The following is a 24016-nucleotide window of genomic DNA, read 5'->3' as shown; positions in this document are numbered from 1 at the left end:
GCCGGAGAGCTGCGGGAAGGCGTGTCACCCTGCGTGGCGCAGCGCCAGGCAGGGTGTGGACACGCTCCCGGGCATGGGCGCGTGGATCACGGTGAACAGGGATGACGGGCCGTCGTACGACACGGGTGGGCGGGCGTCTCGGTGGTCACTGGGTCCTCGTGCAGACCGACGCCGCGAGATCAGACAGGTGGCGGGCTGCACGTTTGGGGTATTCCGGTTCGGGTTCGCTGACTGGACGTCGGTTCATCCCGGCGGTGCGCGTCTTTCCGCTGGCGGGCCTTTGGGCCCCGGGCCAACGGGGGTCGAATGCGGCACCCCGCCTGGGGTTCGGCAACGGTTGCCTGCCTGCGCCCTCTCTGGGCGTGCCGTACACTTCGTGGCACCCCGAACATCTTTCGGCGCACGAACAAGCAAGGGCATTATAGACCGCCCACCGTGCCCGCGTGCCGCCCGGCCCTTTGGCTCGTTTTCATGTCCGTCCCTGCCGTCCGTCACCTCACCGTCGATGCCGAGTCCGCCGATCAGCGGCTCGACAATTTTTTGCTGCGCGAGCTCAAGGGCGTGCCCAAGCCACTGATCTACCGCATCATCCGCAGTGGTGAGGTGCGCGTGAACAAGGCGCGTGCGCGTGCCGATACGCGCTTGCACCCGGGTGACGATGTGCGGCTGCCCCCGGTTCGCGTGCCCCAGCGTTCGCCCGAGGCCGCACCCGCCGTGCCGGCGCGCACCTTCCCCGTGCTGTACGAAGACGAGGTGCTGCTGGCGGTGGACAAACCCGCCGGGGTGGCGGTGCATGGGGGCAGCGGGGTGGCGTTCGGTGTGATCGAGCAGTTGCGCCGGGCGCATCCGCAGGCGCCGCTGCTGGAGTTGGTGCATCGCTTGGACCGCGACACCAGTGGGGTGCTGCTGGTGGCCAAGAAGCGCAGTGCGCTCAAGGCCCTGCAGGATCAATTTCGGCAGCGCAGCACGGGCAAAACCTATTTGGCGTTGGTGCGCGGGGTGTGGCCCGCCGGGCGCAAGGTGATCGATGTGCCGCTGCACAAATACCTGTTGCCCGATGGCGAGCGGCGGGTGCGCGTCACCGATGCGCGCGACCCACAGGGACAGCGCTCCATTTCGCTCGTGCGTGTGCTCGGCACCGTGCAACCGCCACCGGACGCGCCGCCCGATGCGCCGCCAATGAGCCTGCTGGCCGTGACGATCAAAACCGGACGCACGCATCAGATTCGGGTGCATCTGGCGCATTGCGGGCATCCCATCGCGGGCGACGACAAGTACGGTGATTTCGAATGGAACCGTTGGCTGTCACGCTCCGGGCTGCGGCGTATGTTTTTGCATGCCTGGCGGCTGTCGATTCGCCATCCCGTGCGGGGTGAAGAATTGAGCTTGCAGGCCCCACTGCCGCCCGAATTGGCGCAATGGGGTGACGTGCAACGGTTTTTGTGATTACAATAGTCATGTGGTTCGCCACATTTCTTTGACATTCAGGAGCAACGTCGTTATGGCAACCTATGCAGAGCTCAAGGCGCAGGCAGAAGCCCTGCTGGCGCAGGCCGAACAATTGCGCAAGCAAGAGCGTGCCGCCGTGATCGCCGAGATCCGCGCCCGCATGGCGGAATATGGCATCACCGTGCAAGATTTGGGGGGTTCCGCTGGCCGCAAGGGCAAGGCAGGCCGGGGCAAAGGCGAAGTCAAGTATCGCGGCCCCAATGGCGAAACCTGGTCGGGTGGACCGGGTCGCAAGCCCGCGTGGGTGCGGGAGATCCTGGCGGCGGGCGGCAACATCGAGAACTATCGCGTCGCCTGAGGGATCTTCCACCCATGGCCGACGAAAGGCGCCGGTCAAGCGCCTTTCGTCTTTTTGAGGGTCGCCCCTGTGGGGCGCTTTGCCTTTCTGGATGGGTCGTGACCGAACCAAACCGTTTCGCAGCTGCTACGCGGCCGCGTCGCTATGACCTGATCGCCTTCGACTGGGATGGCACGCTGTTCGACTCCACCGCGCTCATCGTCGGCTGCATCCAAGCGGCGGTGCGTGATGTTGGCGGCGAGCCGCCGTCGCGCGAGCGCGCGGCGTGGGTTATCGGCATGGGGTTGGCGCAGGCGTTGGCCCACGTGGCGCCCGATGTGCCGCCCGAGCGCCAGCCACTCCTGGTCGAGCGTTACCGCCACCATTGGTTTGCGCAGCAACACGCGGTGACGCTGTTCGAGGGCGTGCTGCCGCTGTTGCACGATCTGCGCGCGCGTGGCCACTGGCTGGCGGTGGCCACGGGCAAAAGCCGGCGCGGGCTCGACGTCGCGTTGCAAACGGTGGCGCTGCACGGGGTCTTTCACGCCTCGCGCACGGCGGATGAGACCGCGAGCAAGCCGCATCCGCAGATGTTGCTGGAGCTGATGGACGAGCTGGACGTGCCGCCCGAGCGCACCCTGATGATCGGTGACACGACTCATGACTTGCTGATGGCGCAGCAAGCCGGTTGCGACGCGGTGGCGGTGACCTATGGCGCCCATCCGCACGACGATCTGCGCGCGCTGCAACCGCGCTTCGTGGCGCACACGGTGGCCGAGTTGCATGGTTGGCTGCGTGACCATGCGTGAGCGCAGCCGACGCCTTTTTCCACCGAGGGGGAGTTGGCGGTGAGTGTCCAGTGGTTTCCCGGTCACATGCACGCGACGCTCAAGGCGCTGCGCGAGCGGCTCAAAGCCATCGACGTCGTCATCGAGTTGCTCGATGCCCGCTTGCCCGGCTCCAGCGCCAATCCGCTGCTGGCAGAGCTGATTGGGGCGCGCCCCACGCTGAAAGTGCTCAACAAAGCCGATTTGGCCGACCCCGTGCGCACCGAGCAGTGGTTGGCGCACTACAACGCACAGCCGCGCACGCGTGCGATCGCGCTGCACGCGCACGTCCCGGGGCCGGCCCGCACGCTGGTGGCCGAATGTCGGCGGCTCGCGCCGCACCGCGGGGGCATGGTCAAGCCGCTGCGGGTGCTCATCGCGGGCATCCCCAACGTGGGCAAGTCCACCCTCATCAATACCTTGGTGGGCAAGCGCGCGGCCAAGGCCGCCGACGAGCCGGGGGTGACCAAGCAAGAGCAGCGTGTGGTGCTGGCCGACGACGTGTACCTGGTCGACACGCCGGGCATGCTGTGGCCCAAGATCGTGGTGCCGGAGAGTGGCGACTGGTTGGCCGCCAGTGGGGCCGTGGGCCGCAACGCTTACGATGAGGAGGAAGTGGCGCTGGCCCTGCTGCGTGTGCTGCAGGCAGATTACCCCGGGCTGCTGGCAGCCCGGTATCGCTTGGGGGGGACGGTGGAGCAGATTGCCACCGAGCCCGCCCATGAGCTGCTGGCGGCGATCGGCCGCAAACGCGGGGCCCTGCTGCCTGGTGGGCGCATTGACCCGCACAAGGCGGGTGAGGCGCTACTGGCCGACTTTCGCGCCGGTGCCATCGGGCGCATCACACTCGAGACACCGCAGGCGTTTGCCACGTGGCGCGCTGCCGCCGAGGCGGCCGAGGCCGAGCGGCAGGCCCAACGTGCCCAGCGCCGACCGCGCCCGCAGGCGGCCGCACCGGCTGCCGGGGACGACGATCGGGCGGGGGATACGCCCCGCTGAAGGCGCTGCTACAGTCCGGGTTCATGCAGCCCGCCTCGCTTTCGTCTCGCCCCCAGCCGACGCGCCCGCCGATGGCCGATTCTGCCCATGGGGATTTGACCCCGCGCCAACGCGAGGTGCTCGACTTCATCCTCGCGTCGCTGCGCACGCGCGGGGTGCCGCCGACCCGGGCCGAGATCGCGCAAGCATTCGGGTTTCGCTCGCCTAACGCGGCCGAGGCGCATTTGCGTGCGCTGGTGCGCAAAGGTGCCATCGCGCTGCTCGACGGCAGCGCGCGCGGGATACGCGTGTTGGCGAGGGATGGCGCGACGGCTGCGGCCAACGAGCCGCCGTTGTTGCAGTTGCCGCTGGTCGGTCGGGTCGCGGCCGGATCGCCGATTTTGGCGCAGGAGCACGTGGAGGCGGTGTATCCGGCCGATCCGCGTTGGTTTGCACGCCGGCCCGACTACTTGCTGCGGGTGCGTGGCTGGTCGATGCGCGACGCTGGCATTCACGACGGCGACCTGCTGGCCGTGCAGGCGGTGCGCGAGGCGCGCCCCGGTCAAACGGTGGTCGCCCGCCTGGGCGACGAAGTGACGGTCAAGCGCCTGCAGCGCGATGGCGCGGGCTGGCGGCTGCAGGCGGCCAACCCGGAGGTGCCGGATCGCATCGTGCGGCCCGGCGAGGCGTTCGTCATCGAGGGGGTCGTGGTCGGTCTGTTGCGCGACCGCGGCTGGGATTGACGCCCTGTAGGCTGCTGCTCGCAGCGGCTCAGTGAAAATCCCGGCTGGCCACGGTCAGGCCGTCGAGCCAGTCGCTGCAGTCGTGCACATGACCGGCGATCAGGTGGCACACCGCGTGCGCGCCATCGCCGTGCCGTTGCCACTGGCCCCGGATGGCCAGCAACCGTCCGTGCCGCAGCGCCGGCCCAAAGCGCGCCTGCACGCTGCGCCAGGCGATGACTTGGACCGTGCCGGTTTCGTCTTCCAGCGTCAGAAACAGCACGCCCTGGGCGGTGGCGGGTTTTTGGCGTGCGATGACCAGTCCGCACACGCCCACCAGCCGCCGATCCGGCTGGTCGCGCAGCTGTTGCGCGGTCAGCCAGCGCGGCGCGGGTAGCCGCTGTCGCAGCAGCCGCAGCGGGTGCGCCCGCAGGCTCAGGCCCAGGCTGGCGTAGTCTTGCCAGACTTCTTCGCCCAGTTCGGCAGCGGGAGGCTGCCATGGGGGGGCGCCGCGGGCGTCGGCCACGTGCGCGGCGCCAGCGGCGTCGGGTTCGGGCGTGCGCTCGGGGGGCGCGGCACGCTCCAGCGCCAGCGGTGGGTGCCAACCCGTGACGGCCCACCACTGCTGGCGGCGGTGCCCGGCCAGCCCGGACAGCGCATCGGCGCGCGCCAGGGCGTGCAGGGCCGCGCGGTCCAGCCGGGCGCGGCGCGCCAGATCCTCGACACTGGCAAAAGGTTGCGCGCGGCGCGCCGCCACGATGCGTTGGCCGCTGGCCTCGCCCAATCCGTCGACCAGCCGCAGACCCAGCCGCACGGCCGGTGCGCCCCTGGGGTCCGCGGGGGCTCGATCGCCCCGGTCGGCATCCGACTGAGCGGGGGCGGCCGTCGCCTCCAGCGTGCAGTCCCAGTCGCTGTGGCAGACGTCCACCGGGCGCACGACCACCCCGTGGCGCTGGGCGTCTTGCACCAGCTGGGCCGGGGCATAAAAGCCCATCGGTTGGGCATTGAGCAGCGCGGCCAAAAAAGCGGCGGGCTCGTGGCACTTGAGCCAGGCACTCGCATAAGCCAGTAGCGCGAAGCTGGCGGCATGGCTCTCCGGGAAGCCATAGCTGCCAAAACCGCGGATCTGGCGCACGATGGCCTGGGCAAAGTCCGCGTCGTAGCCACGCTCGGCCATGCCGGCCAGCAGCCGCTGCTCGAAGCGCTCCAGCTCGCCACGGCGGCGCCACGCGCCCATGGCGCGGCGCAGGGCGTCGGCTTCTTCGGCGCTAAAGCCCGCAGCCAGCATGGCGATTTGCATCACCTGCTCCTGAAAAATGGGCACACCCAGCGTGCGCGCCAAGGCGGGGGCCAGCTCGGGTCGCGGCAATGATACGGGCTCGCCCCGGCGCTGGCGCTCGCGTGCGGCCAGGTAGGGGTGGACCATACCCCCCTGGATGGGCCCGGGGCGCACGATGGCCACCTGTACCACCAGGTCGTAGAAACACGCGGGCTGCAGGCGCGGCAGCATGCTCATCTGGGCGCGGCTTTCGATCTGAAACACGCCCACCGTGTCGGCGCGTTGGATCATGGCGTAGGTGGCGGTGTCCTCGCGCGGCAGGTCGGCCAGCGTGAAGGGTCGCCCGCGCCACTGGCCCACCAAGCGCAGCGCGCCGTGCAGCGCACTGAGCATACCCAGCGCGAGCACGTCCACCTTGAGCAAGCCCAGCGCGTCGATGTCGTCCTTGTCCCATTCGATCACTGTGCGTCCCGGCATGGCGGCGGGCACCACCGGCACGGTGTGGGTGAGCGGGCCGCGCGTGAGCACGAAGCCGCCCGTGTGCTGCGAGCGGTGGCGCGGCGCGCCGACCAGCGCCTGCGCCAGCGCCAGCCAGCGCTGCACGGTGGGGTCGTCGGGGGACAAGCCCGCGGCGGCCAGCGCGGCCGGCTCCAGCTCCTGCGGTTCGCGGTGGCCGCACTGGCGCGCCAGCGCGTCGATGGTGGCCGCATCCTGCCCCAGGGCCTTGCCCACGTCGCGGATGGCGCTGCGGCCGTGCCAGCGGATCAGGCTGGCGGCCAGGGCGGCGCGCTCGCGGCCATACTTGGCGTAGAGGTATTGGATCACTTCCTCGCGCCGCTGGTGCTCGAAGTCGACGTCGATGTCGGGCGGCTCGGCCCGCGCGCGGCTGATGAAGCGCTCGAACAGCAGGGAATGGTTTGCCGGATCGACCTCGGTAATGCCCAGGCAGTAGCACACGGCCGAGTTGGCCGCCGATCCCCGGCCCTGGCACAGGATGTCGCGCGAGCGTGCGAAGCGCACGATGTCGTAGACCGTCAGAAAGTAGGGCTCGTAGCGCAGCTCGGCGATGAGGGCGAGTTCGTGTTCGAGCTGCGCCTGCACGGGGGCTGGTATGCCATGCGGGTAGCGCTGGCGCGCGCCTGCCTCCACCAGTGCGCGCAGGTGTTGCGTGGCCGTCAGCCCCTGGGGCACGATTTCGTCCGGGTATTCGTAGCGCAACTCGTCCAGGCCGAAGGTGCAGCGCTCGACCACCGCGCGCGTCTCGGCAATCAGCTCGGGGGCAAAGCGCCGCGCCCAGCGCGGCGCGGGCCACAGGTGCGCCTCGGCATGGGGGCTGAGCGCCAACCCGCAGTCGGCCACGGGCCGCCGCAGCCGGATAGCGGTCAGGGTGTCGAGCAGCGCCTGCTGATCGGGGTGCGCCATGCGCACCTCGGGTGCGGCCAGCGCGGGCAGCCCGGCTTGGCGCGCGGCCTGCCGCAGCCGTTGCTGCCAAGCCGCGTCGTGCAGCTGGCCCTCGGCCGTGATGCCGAGCCAGCCGCGCTCGGGGCCACGCTCGCGCAGCCAGCCGGTGAGCGCGCGCAGCCCAGCGTCCCACATCGCATCGTCGGCCAGCGGCAGCGCCCAGGCCCAGGGCACGGCCATCAGCAGGCAGCCGGGTAGCGCGGGCACCTCATCGGCGTGGGCGTGCAGCGGCAGCCGCTGCGGGTCGTGGGGGGCGGTGCCAGCGTCGTGGCGGCCCAGGCGCCGCTGGCTGATCCAGGCACTCAGGTGTCCGTAGCCGCTGCGGTCGGCCGCCCACGCGACGAGGGTGAATCCACCCCCGGGGAGTGTCGGCCAGCGCAGCCGCCAGTGGGCGCCAATCAGCAGCCGCAGCCTACAGGCGCGGGCGGCGAGGTGCGCCTGCACCACACCGCCCAACGTGTTCTCGTCGGTCAGCGCCAGCGCCGCATAGCCCAGCGCGTGGGCCCGTTGCACCAGGGCGTCCGGGCTGGCTGCTGCGCGCAAAAAGCTGTAGTGGCTCAGCGCATACAGCGCGGCGGGCGCATCGGCGGATGGGGGCGATGGGGTCATGCATACACCCCGGCCAAGAACCAATGCGGGCCTTCGGCCGCGCCGTCATGCACCCGGTACAGCCACCAACAGCGTCCGTCGGGCGTGGCGGCCACGTAAATATCCCGCGCGATGGGCATGTTCCACCAGCCGGTGACAATGCGCTGCGGGCCGAGCAGACGGCGCAGGGGTTGGCCCTGCAGCAGTGGACGCCCCCGCGCATCGAGGGCCAAGCGCCGAGGGTGCGGCAGCCGCCAGGCGGGTTCCCAGAGGGTGTCGGCTGGCGCCGTTGGCACCGCAGCCGACCGAGTCTCGCTACGGGCGCGCACACAGCCCGTCGCTGCGGTGCGTGGTTCGTGCGCCAGCGCCGGGTGCCAGGTTTGGCGCTGCAGCGGGTCCCAGTGTGCGGCCAATTGCGCTGCTTGCACCCGCTCGGGCCCTAGGCGGGCCGCCAGCCGCTCCAGCACGGCGCTCCAGGTGAGCGCCTCGTCGGCGGGACGCCCCGGCAGCAGGCTGGCTGCCTCGGCGTGGTACGGTGCGATGTCGATCGTCTCGAGCCACAGGGCGTCGACCGGGGCGCTGAGCGCGGTGCGCGCCAGCGCTTCGTGCAGCAGCGGTCGCAGTTGTGCCGGGTCGCGCAACGGTCGACGGTGGCGAAAGTGCAGCGCGGCGTCGGTCGGCTGGCCCACCCAGCCCAGGCGCCATTGCAGCACGCCCGCCTGCCGCCGGTGCAGCCAGCGCGCCATCTGGACCAACAGGCGCTGGGCCGCAAAAGCGAGTGCACTGCCGTCGCTGCTGGGTGCGGGCAGCGCCAGGGTCTGGCGAAAGCGGGGCGGCGGCTGCCAGGGGCGCACGGCCAGCGCCGCCGTGCCATAGAGCGCGTCCAGCGCTTGCAGCAGCGCGGGCGAGGTGCGCTGCGCCAATTCATGACGCGGGCAGCCGCGCAGGGCCCCCAGGGTGCGCAGGCCCAGGGCATCGAGCACCGCGCCGTGGGGGCGGGTGGCGCTCAGGTGCGCGATGGGCAGGGCGTCGATGCGGGCCGTCCAGTCTGGCCCCAGTGCAGCGTGCAGCCCACCGTTGGCGGGAGTGCGGTGGGCGCAGGCCAGAGCGGCCAGCGCGGTGGGGGCGGCACCCAGGCGGCCCCAGCCATGCGTCAGGCCCTCGCGCCGCAAGCGTTGCAGCAGCGCCACGCGGCCACCGAAGAGGCGAATGCTGGCCGACACGTCGAGCACCCAACCGTCATCGTGTGCGGCGGGCTGGGGGCCATAGTGCGCCAGCCACGGACCGGCGGGTTCAGGCGCAGGCGAGTGGCCGGTGGGCAGGCAGGCGATCCACAGGGCAGGGGTCGACATGGCGGGTATTTGGGCTGGCACAGAGGGCGTCGGGCGCGGGCAACAGGCGGCGCAGCGGCAGCGGCGCATCCAGCCAGATAGGATGGGACAGGGGCGGTCCGCGGCGCTTGCGGACGTGCACCCGCAGGCCATCGGCATCGCCGGGTTCGACGACCAGCCGCAGCGCGGCGGCCGAAGCAGGCAGGGCGCGCGTGTCCTCCACGCTGGCCAACACCAGTGGCGCGGGCCAGGCGCCGGGGCGTGTGGTGTCGCGCCGCGCCGCGGCAGCCGCTAGCTGCAGCCGCCGCATCCATGCCACCGTGGGCTGACGGGCGTGCACCCAGCACACAGCGCCATCGGGGCAGCGCAGCACCTGCTCGGCCGCCCACAGGGCATCGGCATCGGTGTGCGTGTGCACGCGCAGCAGCCGTGAGGGTTCCACCCCCTGGGCCGCCCAGGCGGCGGCGTGGGGCTCCAGCGGCAGGCCGATCAGGACGATCGGGCCGTGTGCTGCGGCCGCTCGCAACGCGGGCTGCAGCAGCCGCCACGGCAGCGCCTCTGGGGCCACGGCACATTCGATCAACGCGCCCAATGGCCAACCGCGCCCCGGCAGGGCGGCATCGAGCGCCGACCATCCGGTCGGGGTGGTCGGCTGTTCGCTGGGGGCGAGCTGGTCGGCCCACCAGACGTCGGGGCGAGGCAACGGCAGCGGCATACCGATACTGTACATAAAAACAGTATCTCGTGGGCGGCTGCTGTCCGTCGATACCCGCGCAGGCGCCCCAACGGGCTTCCCCATCCGCCCAACGGTGGCCCGCCCTCTTGGTGAACGGCCCGTCTGCCCCTACAATGGATTGGTCACTGGGTGCGGTGGCAGCTCACCATGGGCTGAGCTCCGCGCGGCAAGTGGCGTGTCGAGTTTGTCAAAGGTATCGCATGTTTGCAATGGAATCGGCCTGGAGCGCGTTCATCGACTTCCTGGCCCAGGGGCTGACCGCAGCCTCGTGGTGGCAGATCGTTCTGTTCACCCTGGTGATGACGCACATCACCATCGTCAGCGTCACGCTGTTTTTGCACCGCCACCAGGCGCACCGCGCGCTGGATCTGCACCCGGTGGTGTCGCACTTCTTCCGCTTCTGGCTGTGGCTGACCACCGGCATGGTTACCAAGGAGTGGGCGGCCATTCACCGCAAGCACCACGCCAAGTGCGAGCAAGAGGGCGACCCACACAGTCCGCAGGTGTTTGGCATCCGCAAGGTGTTCTGGGAAGGCGCCGAGCTGTACCGGGCCGAGGCGAAAAACCCGGACACCCTGCGCCGCTACGGGCACGGCACGCCCGACGACTGGATCGAGCGCCATCTGTACACCCGCCATTCGCGCCTGGGCGTGAGCCTGATGCTGATCCTGGATGTGGTGCTGTTCGGTGCTGCGGGTCTGGCCGTGTGGGCGGTGCAGATGGTGTGGATCCCGTTCTGGGCGGCGGGCGTCATCAACGGCATCGGCCACTACTGGGGGTATCGCAACTTCGAGGCGCCCGACGCCAGCACCAACGTGTCGCCCTGGGGGGTGATCATCGGCGGTGAGGAGCTGCACAACAACCACCACACCTTCCCGACGTCGGCCAAGTTTTCCGTCAAGCCCTACGAGTTCGACATCGGCTGGCTCTACATCCAGGCGCTGGCCAAACTGGGGCTGGCCACGCCGAAGAAGGTGCCGCCCAAGTTGGCGTTTGGCGATGTCAAGCCGGTGCCGGATGAACAGACGCTGGAAGCCATCGTGGCCAACCGCTACGAAGTCATGGCCCGATACGCGCGCGAGATGCGTGCCGCCATGCGCGCGGAGTGGGCGTCGCTGCGTGCTCAGGTGGGTGACGAGTCGCTGCTGAAGTTGGCGCGGCGTTGGCTGCACCGCGACACCGATCACGTGCCCACGCCGGTGCGCGAGCGGCTGCAGCAGGTGCTGCACGCCGCGCCGACGCTGGCCACCATGCATGCCATGCGCGAGGAGCTGCGCCGACTCTGGAGTGACAGCACGCTCACGCGCGAACAAATGGCGCGCGAGTTGCAGGCGTGGATCCAGCGCGCCGAAGCCAGTGGCATCCAGGCGCTGCGTGACTTTGCCCAACGGCTGCGCGCCGCCCGCATGAACACGGCTTCGCCCGCATGAACACGGTGGCCGTCTAAAAACAAAAACCGCCAGCAGCGCTGGCGGTTTTTTATGGGTGGGAAACGATCGTCACCGGCCGGGACCGGCCGATGCTCACTTGAGCTTGGTTTCCTTGTACTCGACGTGCTTGCGCGCCACCGGATCGAACTTCATGAACGACAGCTTGTCCGGCGTCGTCTTTTTGTTCTTGGTGGTGGTGTAGAAGTGGCCGGTCCCCGCGGTGGATTCCAGCTTGATTTTTTCGCGTCCGCCTTTGGCAGCCATGATGGACTCCTATGTGGTGATCAGGCCTGACCGCGGGCACGCAGGTCGGCGAGCACGGCATCGATGCCGACTTTGTCGATCAGGCGCAGCGCCGCGCCCGAGACGCGCAGCCGCACCCAGCGGTTTTCGCTCTCGACCCAGAAACGGCGGGTTTGCAGGTTCGGCAGGAACCGGCGCTTGGTTTTGTTGTTGGCGTGGGAGACGTTGTTCCCCACCATGGGCTTTTTGCCCGTGACTTCGCACACGCGTGCCATGTTGGCCACTCCAGAAAAAATGTAAGCCGCCCCGGCCTGGTGGGCCAGGGCTGCACCTCGCTTGCGTCCTGTGTTGCGCCGCCTGCCACACGTGGAGTGCCTGTTGGAAAAGGATTCACGCCGTGTGGACGGCTCCGGCTCGCAAGCGGCCCAATTGCTGCTACCAGTCTGCTGCCACCAGTCAGCAGCAAACCCAAGATTATAACGGCTCGCGCAGTGGGTGTCCTGCGCGGCGGCCTCAGGCGGATTGCTGTTCCAGAAAGCGCTGCGCGTCCAGCGCCGCCATACAGCCCGTGCCGGCACTGGTGATGGCCTGGCGGTAGACGTGGTCGGCCACGTCGCCAGCGGCAAACACGCCTGGTACGCTGGTCATGGTGGCAAAGCCCTCTTGCCCGCCGCGGGTGACGATGTAGCCGTCTTTCATCTCGAGCTGGCCTTGGAAGATCTGCGTGTTGGGGCTGTGCCCGATGGCGATGAAGACGCCTTGCAGCGCCAGCTCTTCGGTGGCGTCGGTCTGCACGTGGCGGATGCGCACGCCGGTCACGCCGCTGGCGTCCCCGAGTACCTCGTCGAGCACGTGCCACAGCTTGAGTTCGATTTTTCCCTCGCGCACCTTTTCCATCAGCTTGTCGACCATGATGGCCTCGGCGCGAAATGTGTCGCGGCGGTGAATGAGCGTGACTTTGCGCGCGATGTTGGACAGGTACAGCGCTTCTTCGACCGCGGTGTTGCCGCCGCCGACCACGCACACGTCCTGGCCGCGGTAGAAAAAGCCGTCGCAGGTGGCGCAGGCGCTGACGCCTTTCCCCATGAACGCCTGCTCGGAGGGCAGGCCCAGGTATTTGGCCGAGGCGCCGGTGGCGACGATGAGGGCGTCACACGTGTAGGTGCCGCTGTCGCCCGTGAGGGTGAAGGGGCGGCGCGACAAGTCCACGGTGTGGATGTGGTCGAAAACGATCTGGGTGGCGAAGCGCTCGGCGTGCTGTTGGAAGCGCTGCATCAGCTCCGGCCCCTGCACCCCGTGCACGTCGGCAGGCCAGTTGTCCACCTCGGTGGTGGTCATGAGTTGGCCGCCTTGCGCCAGCCCGGTGATGAGCACCGGTTTCAGGTTGGCGCGCGCCGCATAGATGGCGGCGGTATAACCGGCCGGGCCGGAGCCGAGAATGAGCACGTGGGCATGGGTCGTCATACGCCCGATTGTACGGAGACGTCGGCCGCGCCGGGCATGGGTCTGGTCATGACCATGGGTGCACGGGTGGTCGTCGGCGGGTGCCAAGCCGGGTTAAGCTTCGGGGTGCGCATCAACCTTCGTCTGTCCCCATGAGTCGATCCGTCAATGCCCTCAACGCCGATCTGGCCGCGCCCGGCCGGGGCTGGATGCGTTTTGCGCAAGAGATCGCCTTGCTGTTGGGTGCCGTGGTGCTGGGGTTTTGGTGGTTGGCGATGATCAGCCACCATCCCGCCGATCCCGCATGGTCCACCTCGGGCACGGGGGTGGGGTGGCGCAACTGGGGAGGGCGGCTCGGGGCCTGGGTGGCCGATATCGGGTACTACGTCTTCGGCGCGTCGGTTTGGTGGCTGTTGCTGGCCGCCGCGCGCGCATGGCTGGCCGGGCTGGCGCGCTGGCTGCGCGCGGCGCCGACACAGCCACCCCAAGCACCCGTGCCGTGGTGGCGCACGCCGCTGTGGCGGGGTCTGGGCTACGCGCTGGCGCTGGTGTTGCTGATGTTGTCGAGCTGCGTCATCGAGTGGAGCCGGCTGTATCACTGGGACGCGTGGTTGCCCGGCCATGTCGCCGGTGGCGTGGTCGGTGCGCTGGCCGGGCCGGTGGCGGTGCGCTGGCTGGGCGAGACGGGGTCCGCCCTGGTGGCGATTGGCGTGTGGGCGGTGTCGGTGGCGGTGGTGTTGCGCTTTTCGTGGGCGCAGGTGGCCGAGCGCGTGGGCGCGGCGATCGACCATGGGATCGAAGCCTGGCGCGAGCGCCGCGAGCGTGACGAGGATGTGCGCATCGGCCAGCGGGCGGCGCGCGAGCGCGGCCGCGAAGAAGCCGCGGCGCGCGCGGCCCACCCCGCGCACGAACCGCATCTGCCGCCGGACGCCGCGGCTGTGCCGACGTCCGATGCCGACACCGCGTCGGCGACGAGCGACGAGGCACCGCCCCCGACACCGCCCAAGAGCGCGCGGCTGCAGATCGAGCCCGCGGCTGCCGCCGTCGAGCCCAGCGCGCGCGTCGTCAAGGAACGCCAGCAAGCCCTATTCGCCGAGGGCGAATCGCCGCTGCCACGGTTGGATCTGCTCGACCCGCCGGCGCGCCAGCCCACGACCGTGGCGCCCGAGACGCTGGAGATGACCAGCCGCCTGATCGAGAAAAAGCTCGCCGACTTCGGGGTCGAGGTGAGGGTGGTGGCGGCCCAGCCCGGCCCGGTGATCACGCGCTACGAGATCGAGCCTGCCACTGGCGTCAAAGGCTCACAGATCGTCAACCTGGCCAAGGATTTGGCGCGTTCGCTGTCGCTGGTGTCGATCCGCGTGATCGAGACGATTCCGGGCAAGAGCCTGATGGCGCTCGAGTTGCCCAACGCGCGCCGCCAGACCATCCATTTGAGCGAGATTCTGGGCTCCCAGGTCTACCACGAGGCCAAGAGCCTGCTCACGCTGGGCCTGGGCAAGGACATCGCGGGCCACCCCGTGGTGGCCGATCTGGCCAAGATGCCGCACTGCTTGGTGGCGGGCACCACGGGCTCGGGCAAATCGGTGGGCATCAATGCCATGATCCTGAGCCTGCTGTACAAGGCCGAGCCGAAAGATGTGCGGCTGTTGCTGATCGACCCCAAGATGCTCGAGCTCAGCGTCTACGAAGGCATCCCGCACCTGATCGCGCCCGTGGTGACCGACATGAAGCAGGCCGCCAACGGCCTGAACTGGTGCGTGGCCGAGATGGAAAAGCGCTACCGCCTCATGAGCAAGCTGGGCGTGCGCAACCTGGCCGGCTACAACGCCAAGATCGACGACGCCGCGGCCCGCGGCGAATCCATTCCCAACCCGTTTAGCCTCACGCCCGAAGCGCCCGAGCCGCTGCAGCGCTTGCCCTACCTCGTCGTCGTCATCGACGAGCTGGCAGACCTGATGATGGTGGTGGGCAAAAAGATCGAGGAGCTCATTGCCCGCCTGGCGCAAAAGGCGCGCGCCGCAGGCATCCACCTCATTCTGGCCACCCAGCGGCCCAGCGTGGACGTCATCACCGGCCTCATCAAGGCCAATATCCCGACGCGCATCAGCTTCCAAGTCAGCAGCCGCATCGACAGCCGCACCATCCTGGACCAGATGGGTGCCGAAGCTCTGCTCGGCATGGGCGACATGCTCTACCTGCCTGCCGGCACGGGGTTCCCGACCCGGGTGCACGGCGCTTTCGTCAGCGACGACGAGGTGCACCGCGTGGTGGCGTTTTTGAAGGAACGCTACGGCGAGCCCGACTACATCGACGACGTGCTGGAACACGCCGGCGGCGATGGCCTGGGCGGGCCGGACGCGGCGGGCGAGGGCGATGCCGCAGGCGAAAAGGACCCGCTGTACGACCAGGCGGTGGCCATCGTGCTGCAGGACCGCAAGGCCAGCATCAGCTACGTGCAGCGCAAGCTCAAGATCGGCTACAACCGGGCTGCGCGGCTGCTGGAGGATATGGAAAAAGCCGGCTTGGTCAGTGCGTTGACCGCCAGCGGCCAGCGCGACATTCTGGTGGGTTCGCGGCCCGAGTGAGCGCGTGACAACGCTCATCGGAACCCGCACCCCCTTCAAAGCTTCCAACACCCATGAACCGACGCCGTGTTTTGTCGACCCTGACCGCCTCACTGGCCGCTGCGGGATGGCTCGCGTGGCCCGCGCACGCCGCTGACGGCTTGCGTGAGTTGGAGGCATTCCTGGCTGGTGTACAGCAGGGGCGGGCAACGTTTACGCAAACGGTGACGGCCCCGCTGCGCGATGGGGAAACCGTGGCCCGCACCCGCACCAGCCGGGGGGAGTTCACCTTTTTGCGCCCGGACCGCTTCCGTTTTCATTACACGCAGCCATTCGAGCAGCTCATCGTGGCCGATGGGCAGACGCTGTGGCTGTACGACCCGGACCTCAACCAGGTCACGGCGCGCCGTCAGGCCGAGGTGCTGGGCAACACGCCGGCGGCGCTGTTGGCCGCGGCAGCCGACCTGCGCTCGGTGCGCCAGGCGTTTACGCTGTCCGAAGCCCCGCCGCAAGACGGTCTGCGCTGGGTGGAGGCGGTGCCCAAGGCGCGCGATGGCCAGGTGCAGCGCATCCGCATCGGCTTTCGGCAAGGCGAACTCGAAGTGCTCGATATTCTGGACAGCTTTGGCCAGCGGTCGGTCATGCGCTTCGGTCCGCTGGAGCGGGCAGCGGGTTTGACCGCAGCGAGCTTTCGCTTCCAACCACCCGCAGGGGCTGAGGTACTGCGTCCGTGACCGCGGTCACGCACGTCCCGCTGGCCGAGCGGCTGCGCCCGCGCAGCCTGGGCGAGGTCGTCGGTCAGGCCCACCTGCTCGGCGACGGCATGCCGCTGCGGCTGGCCTTCGAGAGTGGCCGACCGCACAGCTGCATCCTGTGGGGGCCGCCTGGCGTGGGCAAGACAACGCTGGCGCGCTTGATGGCCGACGCGTTCGATGCGCAGTTCATCGCCATCAGTGCGGTGCTGGGCGGCGTGAAAGATATCCGGGATGCGGTCGAGCGGGCCGAAGCCGCGCGTGCCGGGCTGCATCCCCAGCCCACCATCGTTTTCGTCGACGAGGTGCACCGCTTCAACAAAGCACAGCAGGACGCGTTTTTGCCGCACGTGGAAAGCGGCCTGTTCACCTTCGTCGGTGCCACGACGGAAAACCCCAGTTTCGAAGTCAACGCGGCGCTGCTGTCGCGCGCGACCGTGTATGTACTGCAGCCGCTGGCCGATGCCGACTTGCAAGCCTTGATCGACCGCGCACTGGCCACGGCAGAAGTGCCCGCGCTGGACGCGGCGGCCCGCCAGCGGCTGGTGGCTTACGCCGACGGCGACGCCAGGCGACTGCTGAACACGCTGGAGACGGTCGCCATGACCGCGCGAGCCCAAGGCCTGTCGGGGGTGGATGAGGCCTGGTTGCTGCGCACGCTGGGCGAGCGCCTGCGCCGCTACGACAAGGGCGGTGACCAGTTCTACGACACCATCAGCGCGCTGCACAAAAGCGTGCGCGGCTCGGATCCGGATGCGGCGCTGTACTGGCTGGTGCGCATGCTCGACGGTGGGGCCGATCCGCGCTACCTGGCACGGCGCCTGATCCGCATGGCCGCCGAGGACATCGGGCTGGCCGACCCGCGCGCGCTGCGCCTGGCGCTCGACGCAGCGGAGGTATATGAGCGCCTGGGCAGTCCCGAAGGCGAGTTGGCGCTCGCCGAGGCCACGGTTTACCTGGCGGTGGCGCCCAAGAGCAATGCCGTCTACCGGGCGTATCAGACGGCGCGCACCTTCGTGGCGCGCGAGGGCACCCGGCCGGTGCCGCTGCACCTGCGCAATGCACCCACGCGGCTCATGAAGGCACTGGGTCACGGTGAAGGCTATCGCTATGCGCACGACGAACCCGATGCCTTCGCCGCGGGCGAGCGCTACTTCCCCGACGGCGTGTCGGCCACGTTTTATCAACCGGTGCCTCGTGGTTTGGAGATCCGCATCGGCGAGCGACTGGCCGAGCTGCGGGCGCGTCAAGCGCAGGCCGTGGCGGGTCAGGCGCCGGTGGAGGATGCTAAATAAGCCGGACTAATGTTCCGTCACTTGTATTGATGAAAGTCGTACAACAGGTGTCGGCGGCCCGAAGTTTGCAGGGTAAACCCTAGGTTTTGACGGGCAGCCTAGGGCAAACACGCAGCGGTACGCCACGGGCCCTTGGCTACAATCGCGCCCACCGAACCCGCCCCAAGGCCCGATCCCGGCCGGAACTGGCGGGTTTTTTGCTAGCCCGGGTGGCCAGCCGCCGCTGGGGTTGGTGGTTCCTCATCACGGAGAGCTCTCATGGATGTATTGCTACAGCAGATCATCAATGGTCTGGTCCTGGGCAGCATGTACGCGCTGGTGGCGCTGGGCTACACCATGGTGTACGGCATCATCGGGCTGATCAATTTCGCCCATGGTGACGTGCTCATGATTGGCGCGCTGACCAGCTGGACCATCATCGTTCAGGCGCGCGAGGCCATGCCCGGCATGCCCGGTTGGGCGTTGCTGATCTTGGCCGCACTCATTTCGATGGTGGTGTGCGCGGTGCTCAACTTCTCGATCGAAAAGCTCGCGTACAAGCCGCTGCGCAACTCCCCCCGGCTGGCGCCCCTGATCACCGCCATCGGTATGAGCATCTTGCTGCAGACGCTGGCGATGATCATCTGGAAGCCCAACCCCAAGTCGTACCCGACGCTGCTGCCGAGCGAACCTTTCCATCTGGGCGGCGCGGTGATCTCGCCGACGCAGGTGATGATTCTGGCCACGACGGCCATTGTGTTGTCGCTGCTGATGTTCGTGGTCAACAGGACCAACCTGGGGCGTGCGATGCGTGCCACGGCGGAAAACCCGCGAGTGGCTGGCCTCATGGGCATCAAGCCCGACGTGGTGATCTCCGCCACCTTCATCATCGGTGCGATGCTCGCGGCCATTGCGGGCATCATGTGGGCGTCCAACTATGGCACGGTGCAGCATTCCATGGGCTTCATGCCGGGCCTCAAGGCGTTCGTTGCGGCCGTCTTTGGCGGTATTGGCAACTTGGCGGGGGCAGTCGTCGGCGGCATCTCGCTGGGCCTCATCGAGTCGCTCGGGGCGGGCTATCTGGGGCCGCTGACCGGCGGCTTTCTGGGCAGCCAGTACTCCGACATTTTCGCCTTCATCGTGCTGGCCATCGTGCTGATCTTCCGCCCCTCCGGCCTGCTGGGCGAGCGCGTGGCGGATCGTGCCTGACGTGGCCGCACGCAAGGAGATGAACATGAGTCAATCGAAAACCTCTACCAAGCTGATGGTGTTCGCGCTGGCGGCCGTTGGCCTGCTGGTGCTGCCGCTGCTGTTGCAAGCCACCGGCAGCAATTCGTGGGTGCGCATCGTCGACGTGGCGCTGCTGTACGTGATGCTGGCGTTGGGCCTCAATATCGTGGTGGGCTTCGCCGGCCTGCTTGATCTGGGCTTCATCGCGTTCTTCGCCGTCGGCGCCTACCTGTACGCCCTGCTCGCGTCGAGTCACTTGGCGGACAACTTTCCCGCCATCGCCGCGATGTTCCCCAACGGGCTGCACATCAGCTTCTGGATCGTGATCTTCCTGGCAGCGCTACTGGCGGGCTTGACGGGCCTGCTGTTGGGCTACCCGGTGCTCAAGCTGCGCGGTGACTATCTGGCGATCGTGACGCTGGGGTTCGGCGAGATCGTGCGTATCTTCATGCTCAATCTGGACCGCCCAATCAACATCACCAATGGGCCCAAGGGTATCGCGGGCGTCGATGCGGTGACGGTGTTCGGCCACAACATGGCGCAGCCGCTGCAGATGTCGCTCGGCGATTGGACCTTCACTTTCCAGTCGGTCACGATGTATTACTACTTGATTCTGTTCTTCGTGGTGCTGACGGTGGTGGTGGCGTATCGCTTGCAGGATTCGCGCATCGGCCGCGCCTGGATGGCGATTCGCGAGGATGAAATCGCCGCTAAGGCGATGGGCATCAACACGCGCAACCTGAAATTGGCGGCGTTTGGTACTAGCGCCACCTTCGGCGGCGTGGCCGGTGTGCTGTTTGCCTCGCTCATGCGTGGGGTCTATCCCGAGTCGTTCATCCTGATGGAGTCGGTGATGATCGTCGCGATGGTGGTGCTGGGGGGACTGGGCCACATCCCGGGCGTGATCTTGGGTGCGCTGTTGCTGGCGGGCTTGCCCGAGCTGCTGCGCCATATGGCGGGGCCGCTGCACCATCTGACCGACGGGCGGCTCGCGCCGGAGATCCTGCGTCAGCTGCTCATCGCGCTGGCCATGATCATCGTCATGCTGCTGCGCCCGCGCGGCCTGTGGCCCGCGCCCGAGCATGGCAAGTCGCTGAGCAAGTGAGGAGCCCGACATGACCGACACTATTCTCAAAGTCAGCGGCGTCTCCAAGCGCTTCGGCGGTCTGCAGGCGCTCTCGGACGTCGGCATCGAAATCAAGCGCGGCCAGGTCTATGGCCTGATCGGCCCCAACGGCGCGGGCAAGACGACGTTCTTCAACGTGCTGACCGGGCTGTACACGCCTGACAGCGGCACCTTCGAGCTCGACGGCAAACCGTACACCCCGACGGCGGTGCATGAAGTGGCCAAGGCGGGCATCGCGCGCACCTTTCAAAACATCCGCCTGTTTGCCGAAATGACCGTGCTCGAAAACGTCATGGTCGGCCGGCATGTGCGCACGCGCTCCAACATCATCGACGCCATCCTGCGCACGCCGCGCTTCAAGGGCGAAGAAAAAGCCATCGCCGAGCGAGCCATGGAGCTGCTGGAGTACGTGGGCATCGCCAAGTACGCCGACTACAAGGCGCGCACGCTGTCGTACGGCGACCAGCGGCGCCTCGAGATCGCGCGTGCGCTGGCGACGGACCCCAAGCTGATCGCGCTGGATGAACCGGCCGCGGGCATGAACGCCACCGAAAAGGTGCAGCTGCGCGAGCTGATCGACCGCATCCGCCACGACAACCGCACGATCCTGCTCATCGAGCACGACGTCAAGCTCGTCATGGGGCTGTGCGACCGCGTCACCGTGCTCGACTACGGCAAGCAGCTCGCCGAGGGCACACCGGCGGAGGTGCAGCGCAATCCCAAGGTCATCGAGGCCTACCTGGGCACCGGAGGACACTGAAATGGCCAATACCCTGCTCAAAGTCACGGGTCTGAAGGTTTCGTATGGCGGCATCAAGGCCGTCAAGGGTATCGATCTGGAGGTGCGCGAGGGCGAGCTGGTGACCCTGATCGGCTCCAACGGCGCGGGCAAGACCACGACCATGAAGGCCATCACCGGCATGTTGTTGGCCGAGGCCGGTGATATCACCTACCAGGGCCAGCCCATTCGCGGTATGGGTTCGTGGGACTTGGTCAAGCGCGGCCTGGCCATGGTGCCCGAGGGGCGAGGTGTGTTCACGCGCATGACCATCACCGAAAACCTGCTCATGGGCGCGTACGTGCGCGACGACAAGGCCGAGATCCAGCGTGACATCGACCGCATGTTCGAGCTGTTTCCGCGCCTGAAGGAGCGCCGTGACCAGCTCGCGGGCACCATGTCGGGCGGGGAGCAACAGATGCTGGCCATGGCACGCGCCCTCATGAGCCGGCCGAAGCTGCTGCTGCTCGACGAGCCGTCGATGGGCCTGTCGCCCATCATGGTGGACAAAATCTTCGAGGTGGTGCGCGACGTGCACGCGCAGGGCGTGACCGTGCTGTTGGTGGAGCAAAACGCTCGCCGCGCGCTGCAGGTGGCTGACCGGGGCTACGTCATGGACTCGGGCGAGATCATCATGGTCGGTGAGGCCAAAGCCATGCTGGACGACCCCAAGGTGCGCGCGGCGTACCTGGGCGAAGCCGCGATCGCCTGACACTCGGGGCTACGCAGCTGGGCACCCACCGACGGCGGGTCGATCCCGGGCGGAGCCTACAATCGAGGGTTTTGCGGTACCCACCGCAGGACCCTTTCTTTTCGTGCACAGCCATGACCGATCACGAGCATCGACCCCCCGCCGACGGCGCCAGCGAAAACCAGCTGATGGCCGAGCGCCGCGAAAAGCTGCAGGCGCTGCGCGCCGCCGCCGCGCAGGGGGCGGGGCCCGCGTTCCCCAACGACGTGCGTCCGCAACACACGGCCGAAGGGTTGCAGGCCGAATACGGCCACATGAGCAACGAGCTGCTCGAACCCCTGCAGGCGCGCGTGAGCGTCGCTGGGCGCATGATGCTCAAGCGCGTCATGGGAAAGGCCAGTTTTGCCACCATCCAGGACGCCTCGTTCGGCCCGACCGGGGGGCGCATCCAGCTCTACCTGACCAAGGATACACTGGGCGAGGCCACCTATGAAAGCTTCAAACACTGGGATCTCGGCGATATCCTGTACGCCGAAGGCACGGTGTTCAAGACGCGCACGGGCGAGCTCTCCATCAAGGCCGACCGCCTGCGCTTGATCGTCAAAAGCCTGCGCCCGCTGCCGGACAAGTTTCATGGGGTCCATGACCCGGAGCTCAAGGTCCGCCAGCGCTACGTCGACCTGATGACCGACGTCGCGGCTCGCCAGCGCTTCGTGGCGCGCAGCCAGGCCGTCACCGCGGTGCGCGACTTCATGGTGCAGCACGGCTTCCTGGAAGTCGAGACCCCCATGCTGCATCCCATTCCTGGCGGGGCCAACGCCAAGCCGTTCGTCACCCACCACAATGCGCTCGATCAGGACATGTACCTGCGCATCGCGCCGGAGCTGTACTTGAAGCGGCTGTTGGTGGGCGGGTTCGATCGCGTGTTCGAGATCAACCGCAACTTCCGCAACGAGGGGATCAGTGTGCGCCACAACCCCGAGTTCACCATGATGGAGTTCTACGCGGCGTACTGGAACCACGTGGACATGATGGCCTTCACCGAGCGGCTCATCCGGCACGTAGCGCACACCGTGTGCGGCAGCGGCCGGCTGGTCTACCAGGGGCGCGACGTGGACCTCGACGCCCCGTTCGAGCGCCTGACCATTCGCGAAGCCATCCTGCGCCACACCGACGCGGGCGAGCGCGTGGACGACCCGGATTGGTTGCGCGAGCAGTTGCGCCGCCTGGGGGTCGACCCCGTCAAGGAGCGGCTCGATCGCCGCAGCCTGCCCGGGCTGCAGGTGTTGTACTTCGAGGAGACGGTCGAGGACAAGCTCTGGCAGCCCACGTTTATCTGCAACCATCCGACCGAAATTTCGCCGCTGGCGCGGGCGAGCGACACCGACCCTAGCATCACCGAGCGCTTCGAGCTCTACATCACCGGGCGCGAGGTGGGCAACGGCTTTTCCGAGCTCAACGACCCCGAAGACCAAGCCGCCCGTTTTCACGCCCAGGTGGCCAACAAGGACGCGGGCGACGACGAGGCGATGTACTTCGACGCCGACTACATCCGCGCGCTGGAGTACGGCATGCCGCCGGCAGGCGGCTGTGGCATCGGCATCGACCGCCTGGTCATGCTGCTGACCGACAGCCCCAGCATCCGCGACGTGATTTTGTTCCCCGCGCTGCGGCGCGAGGAGTGAGGGGCCGGCCAGGGCTTAGGCGTACGCCTCCAACGCCTTGCGCAGCTTCTTGAGCGCCGCGGCCTCGATCTGGCGGATACGTTCGGCGCTGACGCCGAATTCCTCTGCCAGCTCGTGCAGCGTGGCGCCGCCGCTGCCATCGTCTTTGACCTGCAACCAGCGCGCCGTGACGATGCGCCGCGAACGCTCATCCAACTGGGCCAGCGCGTGCTCGATGCCTTCCGAGCTCAGGCGCTCGCGTTCGCGCGCCTCCAGCACCGCCGTCGGCTCGTGGCGCTGATCGGCCAGATACGCGATGGGGGCGTGGTGGTCTTCTTGGTCATCCTGCGGCAGCGGGTCGAGCGCGACGTCCGTGCCCGACAGGCGGGCTTCCATCTCGATCACGTCTTCGCGACGCACGTTCAATTCGCGGGCGACGGTGTCGATCTCGGCCTCCGTCAGGCGTTCGCGCCCCACGGCATCGTCATCGGCGTCGGCCTTGAAGCCGCGCTTGAGCGAGCGCAGGTTGAAAAACAGCTTGCGCTGCGCTTTGGTGGTGGCCACCTTGACCATGCGCCAGTTGCGCAGGATGAACTCGTGGATCTCCGCTTTGATCCAGTGCACCGCGTAGCTGACGAGTCGCACCCCCTGCGCGGGGTCGAAGCGCTTGACAGCCTTCATCAGGCCGATGTTGCCCTCCTGGATCAGGTCTGCCTGCGGCAGGCCGTATCCCAGGTACTGGCGCGAAATCGCCACCACCAGCCGCAGGTGCGACATGACCAGCTTGCCGGCGGCCTCCAAATCCTGTTGCTCGCGCCAGCGCCGGGCGCATTCGCGCTCCTCCTCCGCGCTGAGCATGGGGATCTGGTTGACGGCGCGGATGTAGGCATCCAGGTTGCCCAGCGGTGGCAACACGAGCGCGCGGCTCGACCACGAGGCGGCCGGCAGCGTCTGGGTGGCCGGGGCGAGGGCAAGCGTCGTGGACATGGGATCTCCTCTCCTGTGGGTTTCCATATTAGCACTCTCTTTGATCGAGTGCCAGTCGTCCAAGTTCCCCAAGCGATGGGCGCGATGCCCAACATCCCGCCAGGGAAATGCCGCTGCCCGGGC

21 protein-coding genes are annotated in these 24016 nt (G+C 68.1%); 14 read left to right on the top strand and 7 right to left on the bottom strand.

What is annotated here, in order from left to right; genetic code table 11:
- Window positions 1–471: 471 nt before the first annotated feature.
- The 5 genes from ACPYIS_RS00200 (at window position 472) to lexA (ending at window position 4334) form a co-directional block, all read left to right on the top strand.
- Window positions 472–1446 (top strand): RluA family pseudouridine synthase, encoded by a 975-nt coding sequence (locus ACPYIS_RS00200; RefSeq protein ID WP_424858813.1) that lies wholly within the window; start codon window positions 472–474, stop codon window positions 1444–1446.
- A gap of 55 nt (window positions 1447–1501) precedes the next feature.
- The gene (locus ACPYIS_RS00195; protein ID WP_299021197.1) at window positions 1502–1807 is read left to right on the top strand and encodes an H-NS histone family protein; all 306 of its coding nucleotides are present in this window, start codon (window positions 1502–1504) and stop codon (window positions 1805–1807) included.
- Between the two features lie 98 nt (window positions 1808–1905).
- Window positions 1906–2595, top strand: a complete 690-nt coding sequence (locus ACPYIS_RS00190; RefSeq protein WP_424858814.1) for an HAD family hydrolase — start codon at window positions 1906–1908, stop codon at window positions 2593–2595.
- A gap of 39 nt (window positions 2596–2634) precedes the next feature.
- Entirely contained in the window at window positions 2635–3612 is a 978-nt protein-coding gene (gene ylqF / locus ACPYIS_RS00185) for a ribosome biogenesis GTPase YlqF (protein WP_424858815.1), read from the top strand.
- 71 nt (window positions 3613–3683) lie between these two features.
- Complete coding sequence (gene lexA, locus ACPYIS_RS00180; RefSeq protein ID WP_424858816.1) at window positions 3684–4334, top strand: transcriptional repressor LexA; 651 nt, start codon at window positions 3684–3686, stop codon at window positions 4332–4334.
- A gap of 28 nt (window positions 4335–4362) precedes the next feature.
- Here lexA and ACPYIS_RS00175 read toward each other — a convergent pair whose 3' ends face one another.
- The 3 genes from ACPYIS_RS00175 to ACPYIS_RS00165 are packed head-to-tail and all read right to left on the bottom strand — an operon-like array spanning window position 4363 to window position 9702.
- Window positions 4363–7662, bottom strand: a complete 3300-nt coding sequence (locus ACPYIS_RS00175; protein ID WP_424858817.1) for an error-prone DNA polymerase — start codon at window positions 7660–7662, stop codon at window positions 4363–4365.
- Window positions 7659–8993 carry a hypothetical protein gene (locus ACPYIS_RS00170; protein ID WP_425973742.1) on the bottom strand — a complete coding sequence of 445 codons (1335 nt, stop codon included), beginning with the start codon at window positions 8991–8993 and terminating at the stop codon, window positions 7659–7661. Before ACPYIS_RS00170 ends, ACPYIS_RS00175 begins: the two co-directional genes overlap by 4 nt.
- Entirely contained in the window at window positions 8935–9702 is a 768-nt protein-coding gene (locus ACPYIS_RS00165) for a translesion DNA synthesis-associated protein ImuA (protein WP_424858819.1), read from the bottom strand. The genes ACPYIS_RS00170 and ACPYIS_RS00165 overlap by 59 nt, the downstream gene beginning before the upstream one ends.
- Before the next feature lie 206 nt (window positions 9703–9908).
- Here ACPYIS_RS00165 and ACPYIS_RS00160 point away from each other — a divergent pair, with 206 nt between their 5' ends.
- Window positions 9909–11138, top strand: coding sequence for a DesA family fatty acid desaturase (locus ACPYIS_RS00160; protein WP_424858820.1), 1230 nt, complete (start codon window positions 9909–9911; stop codon window positions 11136–11138).
- A 93-nt stretch (window positions 11139–11231) separates the two neighbouring features.
- On the opposite strand, the gene rpmG is transcribed toward ACPYIS_RS00160, so the two are convergent.
- From rpmG to trxB, 3 genes are all read right to left on the bottom strand, one after another.
- Window positions 11232–11402: a 50S ribosomal protein L33 gene (gene rpmG, locus ACPYIS_RS00155; protein ID WP_143901721.1), complete on the bottom strand. Its 171-nt coding sequence runs from the start codon at window positions 11400–11402 to the stop codon at window positions 11232–11234.
- A 20-nt stretch (window positions 11403–11422) separates the two neighbouring features.
- On the bottom strand, window positions 11423–11656 hold the full coding sequence (gene rpmB / locus ACPYIS_RS00150; RefSeq protein ID WP_043698877.1) for a 50S ribosomal protein L28: 234 nt from the start codon (window positions 11654–11656) through the stop codon (window positions 11423–11425).
- A 238-nt stretch (window positions 11657–11894) separates the two neighbouring features.
- Window positions 11895–12845: a thioredoxin-disulfide reductase gene (gene trxB / locus ACPYIS_RS00145; protein ID WP_299023019.1), complete on the bottom strand. Its 951-nt coding sequence runs from the start codon at window positions 12843–12845 to the stop codon at window positions 11895–11897.
- 131 nt (window positions 12846–12976) lie between these two features.
- Between trxB and ACPYIS_RS00140 the strand changes: the two genes are divergently transcribed.
- The 8 genes from ACPYIS_RS00140 to lysS all read left to right on the top strand — a co-directional run bounded on the left by ACPYIS_RS00140 (window position 12977) and on the right by lysS (window position 22927).
- Window positions 12977–15412 (top strand): DNA translocase FtsK, encoded by a 2436-nt coding sequence (locus ACPYIS_RS00140; RefSeq protein ID WP_299023020.1) that lies wholly within the window; start codon window positions 12977–12979, stop codon window positions 15410–15412.
- A 53-nt stretch (window positions 15413–15465) separates the two neighbouring features.
- Window positions 15466–16125: an outer membrane lipoprotein chaperone LolA gene (gene lolA / locus ACPYIS_RS00135; protein WP_424858821.1), complete on the top strand. Its 660-nt coding sequence runs from the start codon at window positions 15466–15468 to the stop codon at window positions 16123–16125.
- Window positions 16122–17438: a replication-associated recombination protein A gene (locus tag ACPYIS_RS00130; protein WP_299023023.1), complete on the top strand. Its 1317-nt coding sequence runs from the start codon at window positions 16122–16124 to the stop codon at window positions 17436–17438. The genes lolA and ACPYIS_RS00130 overlap by 4 nt, the downstream gene beginning before the upstream one ends.
- Window positions 17439–17696: 258 nt before the next feature.
- Window positions 17697–18626, top strand: coding sequence for a branched-chain amino acid ABC transporter permease (locus ACPYIS_RS00125; protein WP_299023025.1), 930 nt, complete (start codon window positions 17697–17699; stop codon window positions 18624–18626).
- 25 nt (window positions 18627–18651) lie between these two features.
- Window positions 18652–19752, top strand: a complete 1101-nt coding sequence (locus ACPYIS_RS00120) for an ABC transporter permease subunit (RefSeq protein WP_424858822.1) — start codon at window positions 18652–18654, stop codon at window positions 19750–19752.
- Window positions 19753–19762: 10 nt separating this feature from the next.
- Window positions 19763–20533 carry an ABC transporter ATP-binding protein gene (locus tag ACPYIS_RS00115; protein ID WP_299023028.1) on the top strand — a complete coding sequence of 257 codons (771 nt, stop codon included), beginning with the start codon at window positions 19763–19765 and terminating at the stop codon, window positions 20531–20533.
- Window position 20534: 1 nt separating this feature from the next.
- Window positions 20535–21263: an ABC transporter ATP-binding protein gene (locus ACPYIS_RS00110; RefSeq protein ID WP_424858823.1), complete on the top strand. Its 729-nt coding sequence runs from the start codon at window positions 20535–20537 to the stop codon at window positions 21261–21263.
- Window positions 21264–21376: 113 nt separating this feature from the next.
- Window positions 21377–22927: a lysine--tRNA ligase gene (lysS, locus tag ACPYIS_RS00105; protein ID WP_299023033.1), complete on the top strand. Its 1551-nt coding sequence runs from the start codon at window positions 21377–21379 to the stop codon at window positions 22925–22927.
- A gap of 15 nt (window positions 22928–22942) precedes the next feature.
- Here the strand turns inward: lysS and rpoH are convergent, their stop codons facing one another.
- On the bottom strand, window positions 22943–23893 hold the full coding sequence (gene rpoH / locus ACPYIS_RS00100; RefSeq protein WP_299023035.1) for an RNA polymerase sigma factor RpoH: 951 nt from the start codon (window positions 23891–23893) through the stop codon (window positions 22943–22945).
- Window positions 23894–24016 lie beyond the last annotated feature (123 nt).

The organism is Tepidimonas sp. HKU78 (genome assembly GCF_049860815.1).
Lineage (GTDB): Bacteria > Pseudomonadota > Gammaproteobacteria > Burkholderiales > Burkholderiaceae_C > Tepidimonas.
This window is presented reverse-complemented; position numbering and strand designations above follow the sequence as displayed.